Source organism: Bradyrhizobium sp. (assembly GCF_049519115.1).
Lineage (GTDB): Bacteria > Pseudomonadota > Alphaproteobacteria > Rhizobiales > Xanthobacteraceae > Bradyrhizobium.
The window spans coordinates 17,283-28,418 of record NZ_JBEKRB010000060.1 but is presented as its reverse complement, the minus strand read 5'-3'; the positions used below and the strand labels follow the sequence as shown (position 1 = coordinate 28,418).

Annotated in this window: 11 protein-coding genes; 3 read left to right on the top strand and 8 right to left on the bottom strand. The window is 62.1% G+C overall.

Annotated elements, in window-relative coordinates:
* Positions 1-177 precede the first annotated feature (177 nt).
* The 6 genes from ABSE61_RS30570 to coxB all read right to left on the bottom strand — a co-directional run bounded on the left by ABSE61_RS30570 (position 178) and on the right by coxB (position 5,608).
* On the bottom strand, positions 178-1,071 hold the full coding sequence (locus ABSE61_RS30570) for a cytochrome c oxidase subunit 3 (RefSeq protein WP_423874897.1): 894 nt from the start codon (positions 1,069-1,071) through the stop codon (positions 178-180).
* 102 nt (positions 1,072-1,173) lie between these two features.
* Positions 1,174-1,839 (bottom strand): cytochrome c oxidase assembly protein, encoded by a 666-nt coding sequence (locus tag ABSE61_RS30565; RefSeq protein WP_423874896.1) that lies wholly within the window; start codon positions 1,837-1,839, stop codon positions 1,174-1,176.
* 4 nt (positions 1,840-1,843) lie between these two features.
* Positions 1,844-2,020: a cytochrome c oxidase system small membrane protein gene (locus ABSE61_RS30560; protein ID WP_423874895.1), complete on the bottom strand. Its 177-nt coding sequence runs from the start codon at positions 2,018-2,020 to the stop codon at positions 1,844-1,846.
* A gap of 6 nt (positions 2,021-2,026) precedes the next feature.
* Complete coding sequence (locus tag ABSE61_RS30555) at positions 2,027-2,965, bottom strand: heme o synthase (protein ID WP_423874894.1); 939 nt, start codon at positions 2,963-2,965, stop codon at positions 2,027-2,029.
* Positions 2,966-3,024: 59 nt separating this feature from the next.
* Positions 3,025-4,641 (bottom strand): cytochrome c oxidase subunit I, encoded by a 1,617-nt coding sequence (gene ctaD / locus ABSE61_RS30550; RefSeq protein ID WP_423874893.1) that lies wholly within the window; start codon positions 4,639-4,641, stop codon positions 3,025-3,027.
* A 127-nt stretch (positions 4,642-4,768) separates the two neighbouring features.
* The gene (gene coxB, locus ABSE61_RS30545; RefSeq protein WP_423874892.1) at positions 4,769-5,608 is read right to left on the bottom strand and encodes a cytochrome c oxidase subunit II; all 840 of its coding nucleotides are present in this window, start codon (positions 5,606-5,608) and stop codon (positions 4,769-4,771) included.
* A 554-nt stretch (positions 5,609-6,162) separates the two neighbouring features.
* Between coxB and ABSE61_RS30540 the strand changes: the two genes are divergently transcribed.
* The 3 genes from ABSE61_RS30540 (at position 6,163) to lepB (ending at position 9,050) form a co-directional block, all read left to right on the top strand.
* Complete coding sequence (locus ABSE61_RS30540) at positions 6,163-6,660, top strand: invasion associated locus B family protein (RefSeq protein ID WP_423874899.1); 498 nt, start codon at positions 6,163-6,165, stop codon at positions 6,658-6,660.
* A gap of 201 nt (positions 6,661-6,861) precedes the next feature.
* Complete coding sequence (gene tldD, locus ABSE61_RS30535; RefSeq protein WP_423874891.1) at positions 6,862-8,283, top strand: metalloprotease TldD; 1,422 nt, start codon at positions 6,862-6,864, stop codon at positions 8,281-8,283.
* Complete coding sequence (gene lepB / locus ABSE61_RS30530) at positions 8,280-9,050, top strand: signal peptidase I (RefSeq protein ID WP_423874890.1); 771 nt, start codon at positions 8,280-8,282, stop codon at positions 9,048-9,050. The genes tldD and lepB overlap by 4 nt, the downstream gene beginning before the upstream one ends.
* A 16-nt stretch (positions 9,051-9,066) precedes the next feature.
* Here the strand turns inward: lepB and ABSE61_RS30525 are convergent, their stop codons facing one another.
* Complete coding sequence (locus tag ABSE61_RS30525; RefSeq protein WP_423874889.1) at positions 9,067-9,621, bottom strand: PAN domain-containing protein; 555 nt, start codon at positions 9,619-9,621, stop codon at positions 9,067-9,069.
* Positions 9,622-9,742: 121 nt separating this feature from the next.
* A complete protein-coding gene (locus tag ABSE61_RS30520; protein ID WP_423874888.1) occupies positions 9,743-11,113 on the bottom strand; it encodes a glutamate--cysteine ligase in 1,371 nt (456 codons plus the stop codon).
* Positions 11,114-11,136: the final 23 nt, after the last annotated feature.

Sequence of the window (11,136 nt, the reverse complement as noted above, 5' to 3'; positions counted from 1 at the left end):
CGCTCCACGCTTCCTCCCCACACTCGGTCGCCCTCATGCAGTTGCGCTTCACTTCGCTCGTTGTGATCAACTCACGATGGGACTTGCACCCATAAGAGTGCGCCCATGCTGGGCGCACCATGGAAATGAAAAAGGGCGGCCGCAGGGCCGCCCTCTCAGCATGGATGACAGGCAAGCCTATTCGGCGCCGACAAGCCGGCCGCCGCCGGTGCCCCAGACGTAGATGCAGGCAAACAGGAACAACCACACCACGTCGACGAAATGCCAGTACCAGGCGGCGAATTCGAAGCCGAGGTGCTGGGTCGGCGTGAAGTGCCCGGCATAGACGCGTGCAAGGCAGACGATCAGGAAGATCGTGCCGACCAGCACATGGAAGCCATGGAAGCCGGTCGCCATGAAGAAGGTCGCACCGTAGACGTTGCCGGAGAAACCGAACAGCGCGTGGCTGTATTCGTAAGCCTGCACGCAAGTGAACAGCGCTCCGAGCACAACGGTCAGGATCAGGCCGTATTTCAGGCCCTGACGGTCGTTTTCCAGGAGCGCATGGTGAGCCCAGGTCACCGTGGTGCCCGAGGTCAGCAGCAGGAGGGTGTTGAGCAACGGCAGATGCCAGGGATCAAACGCTTCGATACCCTTTGGCGGCCAGGTGCCGGGGATGCTGCATGCGCCGATCTGGGCGCCGGCGCCGCATCCGAAAATCGCATCACGGGCCGCATGAACCGCATCGGCCGGGAACAGCGCCGAATTGAAGAAGGCCCAGAACCATGCGACGAAGAACATCACCTCCGAGGCGATGAACAGGATCATGCCGTAGCGATGGCTGATCTGCACGACGCGGGTGTGATCGCCCTTGTACTGCGCCTCGCGGATCACATCCATCCACCAGCTCGCCATGGTGTAGAGCACACCGATGACGCCGATGAAGAAGATGATCGGCGCCGCGCCGGTCATATGATGCATCCAGGTGATGGCGCCGACGGCCATGATGAAGGCCGAAATGGAGCCGACAACCGGCCACGGGCTAGGATCGACGAGATGATAGTCATGATGCTTGACTTGCGCCGTAGCCATTTTCGATCTCTCCGTTAGCAGGGCCTGTCCGGCCACTCCGTCTCAACAATTAAATTCAAACCTCGCGATGGCCGAAAGTTACCCGGCCATGGCGCACGCTTCTCAAAGGTTGCCCTTCTCGTTCCCCTTGTCATTGCCCTTGGATTTTTCCACCTCGCTCGCCGCCAGTGGTTTTGTCGCGGGATCGCGGACGGGGTAGAACGTATAGGACAGGGTAACGGTGTTCAGTGTGTCATTGTCGCTATCTTTGACAATCGACGGATCGACATAGAACACAACCGGCATCTCGCGCGTTTCGCCCGGCGCCATGGTCTGCTCGGTGAAGCAGAAGCAATTGATCTTCTCGAAATAGGAGCCGACCGTCAGCGGCGCGACATTGTAGGCGGCCTGCCCGGTCGTGGTCCGGGCGGATTGATTGGTCACCTTGTAGAAGATGGTTGTGACCTCGCCGATCCTGATCTCGACTTCGTTCTCTTCCGGCTCGAATTTCCAGGGCAGTCCACCAGCGATATTAGAATCGAAGCGAACCGTGATTTTGCGCGCCAACGGCGCGGCCGAAGGCGCGGAAGTTGCCACCTGGGTGGTGCCGTTGAAGCCGGTGGCGCGGCAGAACCAGTTATAGAATGGGACCGCTGCGTAAGCGGCACCCACCATGAAAACCACCACGAAGCCGCAGATCGCCGCCACCGCCGCGTCGCGGGTCAGGCCGCGGCGCGATGACGTTTTCTCGCCTGCGGAAGCCTGATGCTGGTTCTGACGGTTTGCCATGTCGTTACAACGGCCGCACTAGCACGGCCGGCCCCTTGACGATGGTGACCGCAAAAAACAGTACGACCAGAACGCCGAGCGCAAGCGCAATGGCGATCGACCGCTGACGGCGGCTTTTCAGTTGCGCTTCGGTGAGGACAATTCCCTCTGGTCGGTTGTTATCGGTCATGAGTGCTGCCATGCGCCCTTACCAGATCGACGCTGCGACGGCGCGGACAACGACCTCGATCAGAAGGGTCGCAAACAGCGCAAACAGATAAAGGATCGAGAACGCAAAAAGCTGGCGCGTGGCGCGCGCCGCTTCGCGGCCTTCACGAAGCCGGTAGACGTTGATCGCAAGCGCCAGCATGCCGGCGCCGAGGACGAGCGAGACGACGCCATAGGCGGCATCGAAATAGCCGAGCGGCCAGGGCGCAAGCGCCACCGCAACCAGCACGATCGTGTAGAGCAGGATTTGCAGCCGTGTCGCGTCCGGCCCAGCGGTGACCGGCAGCATCGGAACGCCGGCGCGGGCATAGTCGTCGCTACGGAACAGCGCCAGCGCCCAGAAGTGCGGTGGGGTCCAGAAGAAAATGATCAGAAACAGCAACAGCGGCTCGACCGAGAGCGAGCCGGTCGCCGCGGCCCAGGCCACCACCGGCGGCAGTGCGCCAGCCGCGCCACCGATCACGATGTTCTGCGCGGTCCAGCGCTTGAGCGCCATGGTGTAGATCACGACGTAAAAGAAGATCGTAAAGGCGAGCAGCGCGCCGGCGACCCAGTTGACGAGGATACCGAGCGTCATCACCGAGAAGAAGGCGAGCGTCAGGCCGAAGGCGGCGGCTTCCGGCGGCGTGATACGGCCACGCGGGATCGGTCGGTTGGCGGTACGCGACATCAGCGCGTCGATATCGGCCTCGTACCACATGTTCAGCGCGCCCGATGCGCCCGCGCCGACCGCGATGCAGAGAATAGAGGTGAAGGCCAGCACCGGATGCACATGCACCGGCGCGATCACCAGGCCGACGAGCGCCGTGAAGACCACCAACGACATCACCCGCGGCTTCAGAAGCGCGAGGTAATCGGCGACCCCGGCCTCGGAAATCCGCGGCGAAAGTTCGATGCTGGTGTGATCAACGACCGACAAGACGGCTCTCGTTTCCTTGAAAGTAAGCGGACGCGGCGCTTATCGCGCCGCGTCGCCGATTATTGCACGCGTGGCAATACCTCGAACTGGTGGAACGGCGGCGGCGACGGCAGCGTCCACTCCAGCGTGGTCGCACCGGCACCCCACGGGTTGTCGGCGGCCTGCTGCTTGCGCACAAAGGCGTCAACCACCCCGTAGATGAAGATCAGTACGCCGAAGCCGGAGATGTAAGAGCCGACCGACGACACGAAGTTCCAGCCGGCGAACGCATCAGGATAATCGACATAGCGGCGCGGCATGCCGGACAGGCCGAGGAAGTGCTGCGGGAAGAACACCAGGTTCACGCCGATGAAGGTGAACCAGAAATGCAGCTTGCCGATAGTCTCCGAGTACATGTAGCCGAACATTTTCGGGAACCAGTAGTACCAGCCGGCGAAGATGCCGAACACCGCGCCGAGCGACAGCACGTAGTGGAAGTGCGCGACGACGTAGTAAGTATCCTGCAGCACGCGGTCGACGCCGGCATTCGCCAGCACGACGCCGGTGACGCCGCCAACGGTGAACAGGAAAATGAAGCCGATCGCCCACAGCATCGGCGTCTTGAACTCGATCGAGCCGCCCCACATCGTGGCGATCCAGGAGAAGATCTTCACGCCGGTCGGCACTGCGATCACCATCGTGGCCGCGACGAAATAGGCCTGCGTCGCCGACGACATGCCGACCGTGTACATGTGGTGCGCCCACACCACGAAGCCGATGCCGCCGATCGCCACCATCGCATAGGCCATGCCGAGATAACCGAACACCGGCTTCTTCGAGAAGGTCGAGACGATCTGGCTGACCATGCCGAACGCAGGCAGGATCAGGATGTAGACTTCGGGATGGCCGAAGAACCAGAACAGGTGCTGGAACAGCACCGGATCGCCGCCGTGCTCGGCGTCGAAGAAGGCGGTGCCGAAATTGCGGTCGGTCAGCAGCATGGTGATCGCCCCGGCGAGCACCGGCAGCGACAACAGCAGCAGGAACACCGTCACCAGGATCGACCACACGAACAAAGGCATCTTGTGCAGCGTCATGCCCGGCGCGCGCATGTTGAAGATCGTAGTGATGAAGTTGATGGCGCCGAGAATCGACGAGGCACCGGCCAGATGCAGCGCCAGAATCGCGAAATCGACCGCCGGTCCGGGATGGCCCGAAGTCGACAGCGGCGCGTAAATGGTCCAGCCCGCGCCGACGCCGTTGGCGCCGGGTTCGCCCTCGACGAAGCTCGAGATCAAGAGCAGCCCGAACGCGGCCGGCAGCAGCCAGAACGAGATGTTGTTCATACGCGGGAAGGCCATGTCTGGCGCGCCGATCATCAGCGGCACGAACCAGTTGCCGAAGCCGCCGATCATCGCCGGCATCACCATGAAGAAGATCATGATCAGGCCGTGCGAGGTAACGAAGACATTGTAGGTGTGGGTTTCGTGGAACAGCTGTATCCCCGGATACATCAGCTCGATCCGGATCGCGATCGACATCGCAGCGCCGATGATGCCGGCGATGATCGCAAACACCAGGTACATCGTGCCGATGTCCTTGTGGTTGGTCGAATAGACGAAACGCCGCCATCCGGTCGGATGGTCGTGGGCATGATCGTCATGAGCGTGATCTTGTGTCGCTGCGGTGGTTGCCATTTTCAAACCCTGCCTTCAATCTTCTTTGAGACCTTGAGGTCACATCGTCCTATGTCGCCTGTGACGCGCCTTGGACCCGACGATCAATTCCTGGCCGCCCCCTCAACAGAGCGGCGGCCAATCCGGCTCATTGCGCCGCGGCCCCAACCGAGGCGAACGAATTCGCCGGATTGGCCGCAAATTTCTTCTTGGCGTCCTCGACCCACGCCGCGAAGTCCTGATCGCTGACGACCTTGACGGCGATCGGCATGAAGGCGTGGTCCTTGCCGCACAATTCCGAGCACTGGCCGTAGAACATGCCGGTCTTGGTGGCCTTGAACCAGGTTTCGTTGAGACGGCCGGGAATGGCGTCGATCTTGATCCCGAAGGCCGGCACCGCGAAGGAGTGGATCACGTCGGCACCGATGGTCTGGACCCGGATCACCTTGTTCACCGGCACGACCATTTCATTGTCGACCCCAAGCAGCCGCGGCTGCTTGTCGGCGGCCATCAGCGAATCGAATTCGAACTTGCCGTTATCGGGATAGGCATAAGACCAGTACCACTGCTTGCCCGTCGCCTTGATGGTCAGGTCGGCCTTGGGAATGTCGAGTTCCAGGAACAGGAGGCGGAACGACGGAACCGCGATACCGACCAGGATCAGCACCGGAATGAGCGTCCAGGCTACCTCGATCAGGGTGTTGTGGGTGGTGCGGGAAGGTACCGGGTTGGCTTTGGCGTTGAACTTGACGACAACAATGACCAGGAGCGCCAGCACGAACAGCGTAATGACGGTGATCAGGACAAACAGGAAGTTATGAAACCAGGTAATGTTGTCCATGACGGGAGAAGCCGCTTCCTGCAGCTTGTACTCCCACGGCGCCGGCTGGCCCAATTCGGCAAATGCCGTTCCGCAAGCCAGAAATGCGGTGCCGGCCACCGCCCAACCCAGCAACCGACGGCCGATTTGGCCCTTCGACATCTTCATGTCGCTCGCGCTCCTTTATAAAATTCCCCCGCGCATTCCCCCCGAGGGCAAAGAATGGCGCCCGATTCCGCCCTCTGGCAAATGGCCTTGAGATGTACTTTGGCAGCACACCGGGCCAGCTTGTTCGAATGCGTCTAAATCCAGCCTCTCAAACCATAATTCTAAGGCCATCGCAATGCAGTAGTACGACCTGCGGGGGTGCATAGACGGCTATTCTGATGATGCTATGCGAATGTCTCAATTTCACGGGAAATCAGCATAAACGCCCCGTTTCAAGCCCGTCATGGCTTGACAGGCGGATTGCCGGATGTACGCACAGAAATGTTGCGCTTGCAGGGTCTGATTCGTTGGCGGATCGAGGCTTCCGGTGACACCCGGCCAGCCATCAAGGCGCCGTCATTACCGTATCAGTCGGGTGCGTCCGGTGTTGCCGACGCATAAGCCGAAGAAATATCAAGGGATCGACCCTGATGGGCCCTTCGAAATACCCGATTAGTTCCGAAGCTTTCCGCCGCTTGCGAATTTGTATCCGGGACGCGTTCTCGGTCAGCGCCATGGGCGCGGGCCTCGTTTCAAGTCTCGCTTTTGTGGGCTGGTTGAGCCTGACGGCGCCGGCCGGCGCGCAAGGCGCGGTACGGTCGGTCCACGGCGACTGGCAGATCCGCTGCGATACTCCGCCCGGCGCTCAGGCCGAACAATGCGCGTTGATTCAGAGCGTGGTAGCCGAGGACCGGTCCAATGCCGGCCTGACCGTCATCGTGCTGAAGACCGCCGACCAGAAGAGCAAGCTGATGCGCGTGGTGGCGCCACTCGGGGTGCTGTTGCCCTCGGGCCTTGGCCTCAAGCTCGACAATGTCGACGTCGGCCGGGCCGGTTTTGTCCGTTGCCTGCCCAACGGCTGCGTCGCCGAGGTCGTGATGGATGACAAACTGCTGGGCCAGTTGCGGAGCGCCAAGACCGCGACTTTCATCATTTTCGAGACGCCAGAGGAAGGCATCGGCTTTCCCCTCAGCCTGAACGGGCTCGGCGAGGGTTACGACAAATTACCGTGAAGCAATGAGGCAATCTGCCTCGCTTTGTGGCACGTCTGCCCCTCCCTTTCACAGACTATCGCGCCTATTTTGGAGAAAGTGTAGTGGCCTGGGTCACGCGCGCCGGAGCGGATCGGGGTTACCGTGATGTAAGGCGACCGCTTTGCGAGACTTTGCTTAACTGCACACCTGCACGTTGCTAGCTGCCGGATTGGAGTACACATGACGCCCCCGACCTCGCTTCTCGACCGCGCCCAACTCGACCGCGATGCCGTCCGCCACGAAATTGCGCGCGGGCTTTCGGGCGCCGACGACGGCGAGCTGTTCCTGGAATATGGCCAGACCGAAGCCTTGATGTTCGATAATGGCCGGCTGAAGCAGGCGACCTATGACACTAGTCAAGGTTTCGGCCTGCGCGCGGTGAAAGATGACGCGGTCGGCTACGCGCATTCCTCCGACGTTTCGCTGCCGGCGCTGATTCGCGCAGCCGATGCGGTGTCGGCGGTCCGCGGCGGATATAACGGGACTTTCGCCGCAGCCCCGTCCCATACCAATGTCCGGCTTTACGGCGATGAAAACCCGCTGGATGGGCCGGAGTTCGAAACCAAGGTCAAGCTGCTCGCCGAAATCGACGCCTATGTCCGCCAAAAAGAGCCGCGGGTGCGTCAGGTCACGGTCAGTCTGGGCGCGACTTGGCAAGTCGTCGAAATTCTCCGTCCCGACGGCGAAAGCTATCGCGACATCCGCCCGCTGGTGCGGGTCAATATTTCCGTGGTCGCAGGTCAAGGCGATCGTCAGGAGAGCGGCTCCAGAGGCTATGGCGGCCGTGAGGGTTATGCGCGCTTCATCGAAACCAAAGCGTGGCGCGAGGCCGCCGACGGCGCCATCCGCGAGGCGCTGGTCAATCTGGAATCGGTGCCGGCGCCCGCCGGCGAAATGGATGTCGTGTTGGGCGCAGGCTGGCCCGGCGTAATGTTGCATGAGGCCGTCGGCCATGGGCTCGAGGGCGATTTCAACCGCAAGAAGACATCCGCCTTTGCCGGCCTGATGGGCCAGCAGGTGGCAGCCAAGGGCGTCACCGTGGTCGACGACGGCACCATGGCGTCGCGCCGCGGCTCGCTCTCGATCGACGATGAAGGCACGCCGACCAACCGCACGGTATTGATCGAGGACGGCGTCCTGGTCGGTTACATGCAGGACCGGCAGAATGCCCGGCTGATGAACATGAAGCCAACCGGCAACGGCCGCCGCCAGGGCTATGCCCATGTGCCGATGCCGCGCATGACCAACACCTACATGCTGTCCGGCGGCCGCGATCCGGCGGAAATCCTCGCCTCGGTCAAAAACGGCATCTACGCCGCCAACTTCGGCGGTGGACAGGTCGACATCACCTCCGGCAAATATGTGTTCCAGTGCACCGAGGCCTACAGAATCGAAAACGGCAAGCTGGGCGCGCCGCTGAAAGGCGCGATGCTGATCGGCAATGGACCGACCGACCTGCATCGGATCACCATGGTCGGTAACGATCTGGCGCTCGACAGCGGAATCGGCACCTGCGGCAAGAACGGCCAGGGCGTTCCGGTCGGCGTCGGCCAGCCGACGCTGCGGATGGAACGGATTACGGTTGGAGGTACCGGTTCATGACGATGGAGCGGCAATCGATCGCCACGCGCGCGCGCGGCTGGGGCGCGCAGCTTGTTCAGTTTGCGGCGGCGTTGGGACTGGTTTTTCTGGCGAAGGGCGCCATTGCCGAGCCGTTCTATGTGCCGTCGGGCTCGATGGAACCGACGCTTCTGATTGGGGACGCGCTGCTCGCATCAAAATTCCCTTACGGCTACGGCACAGCCTCACTGCCGATCCAGATCAATCTGCCCGAAACCGGACGGGTGTTCGGCAATGTGCCCAAGCGCGGCGACGTCGTGGTGTTCCGTTGGCCCGGCGACCGCTCGCAGGCCTGGGTCAAGCGCGTCGTTGGATTGCCCGGTGACCGCATTCAGATGCGCCAGGGCCAGCTCTTTATCAACGACCGTGCGGCCTCGCTCAAAGCCGATGGCATCGGCGAGGTGGAAGACGAGCGCGGCGAGTATGAGCCGGCGCGCCGCTTCATCGAGACGTTGCCGGGCGGCGTCAGCCACGCGATCTTCAAGATCCGCGACAATGGACGGCTCGACAATACGGCCGAGGTCACGGTGCCGGAGGGCTATCTGTTCGTGATGGGCGACAACCGCGACAACTCCGCCGACAGCCGCGTGCCGCTGCGCGATGGTGGCGTCGGATTTTTGCCGATTGACGATCTGGTCGGCCGCGCTGACGCCGTGATCGGTTCCTGGGACCTCGGTATCCGCGGCCAGCCGGTGTGGACATGGCTGTCCGGCTTCCGTCTCGCACGCTTCTTCACTTCGGTGCGCTAAAGAAGTCTTAGAAGCCTTACCTGACGACGCCGGAAGTGAATCCCGGCTTGCGCCGCGGCGGCTTGATGTCCTTTTTTAAAAAGCAGTGGGGCTCCCGGCCTACATATCCGGCACGCGCATAGGTCCAGGCCCGGCATTTATTGTCGGTGCCGCAGGCCGCCTTGCAGACCTCGTCGCCCTCGCCCCGCTTGAGTTCAAAACTGCGGTAGTCGCCGCCTGCGCGGTCGATCGAAGTTTCGACCGCGCCGTTGCGCGGTTCGACCACGCCGGCGCCGCGCACGCCCGACACGCAGCAGTCGTCCGCGATGCGCGCCGGCACGCTGTTCTTCAGCCAGCAGAGCGCCGCTCGTGAAGTGTCGTTCGGATAGTTGAAGCTCCAGGCGCGGCAACGCCGGTCGCGCTCGCATACCAGCGCACAATCGGCCGGATCCCCTGAGGGTACCGGCGAACTCTGGTAGTCGCCGCCCGGGCGATCGAAATTGGACTGCGCCTGCGCCGGTCGGTTGACGGTCAAGATCGCGAAGAGAACGAGCGTCCCCAAACACGCCAGTGAGAGGCGACCTCCCCACATTCGCAATGCTTTCAACCGATTGGAGTTACCCGCAAACGGCGGGCCAGTGACCCTGCCATTTGATCGCCATGAACCTGTACGGCTGATGAACGGCGCGTTGTGCTTCCGGCCGGCCCTTGTTCTAAAAGGCGTATTCGCCGTAGGCGGGCTCGACCGAGCCGTTCCAGGGGCCGTTGAACTTCGCCAACATTTCCTCGGCCGGCGTCACCCCGGTATCGATGATCCGGTCGAGCGGTTCCAGATAACGCGTCTCGTCACGCCCGGAGTGATCGACACGGCCCCGGCGGCGCAATCCGGCATGCGCCAGTGCCAGACACTCTTTAGCGACTTCGAAGATATAGCGCTGCTTGATCCTGGCCTTGAAGCCGAGACGCGGCACGTCATCCCGCAGCGACTGTCTTTCGAAGGCATTCCAGCCTCTGACGATGTCCCAGGCCGCATCCAGGCTGGTGTCGTCATAGAGCAATCCGACCCAGAACGCCGGCAAGGCCGGCAGCCGGTCCCAGGGCACGCCGTCGGCGCCCCGCATTTCCAGATAGCGCTTCAGCCGCACTTCCGGGAAGATCGTCGAAAGATGATTGGCCCAGTCCGACAGCATCGGCCGCTCGCCGGGAAGGGCCGGATTTTTTCCGTCAAAGAAATCCCGGAACGAAGAGCCCGCAACATCGATATAGTTGTCGCCGCGCTTGACGAAATACATCGGCACATCCAGCGCGTAGTCGACCCAGCGCTCGAACCCCATGCCGTTTTCGAACGCCCACGGGATCATTCCGGCGCGCGCATTGTCGGTATCGCGCCAGATTTCCGAGCGGAACGAGAGAAAGCCGTTTGGCTTGCCTTCTGTGAAGGGCGAGTTGGCGAACAAGGCGGTCGCCACCGGCTGCAACGCCACCGATACCCGCAATTTCTTGACCATGTCGGCTTCGGAGGAGAAGTCGAGATTGGTCTGCACCGTGCAGGTCCGGTACATCATGTCGAGGCCGTAGCGGCCGACCTTCGGCATGTAGTGGCTCATGATCTTGTAGCGGCCCTTGGGCATGACCGGAATCTGCGTCCGCGACCAGGATGGCGTCATGCCGAGGCCGAGAAAGCCGATCCCCAACGGGGCTGCGATCTCGCGCACTTGCGCTAGATGCGCCATCAACTCGCCCTGGGTCTGATGCACGGTCTCTACCGGCGCGCCCGACAATTCGAACTGCCCGCCGGGCTCGAGCGAAATCGCGCCGCCGCCGGTGACGTCGTAAAGCCCGATGATGTTGCCACGCTCCATGATCGGCTCCCAGCCGAGCAGGAGTTGCATGCCTTCCAGCAGCGCGCCGATGCCGCGGGCGCCTTCGTAAGGCACCGGCTGATGGCCGCTCAACGTGAACGGCGTTTTTTCGTGCTCGGTCCCGATCCGGAATTCGGAAACAGGTTTTACGCCGTCCTCGAGCCAGCCGACGAGTTCGTCGCGCGACTGAAGGGGCGTCATATCGATCTGGTCACGCGCCATGCAAATTCCGAATGTGGGGCGCT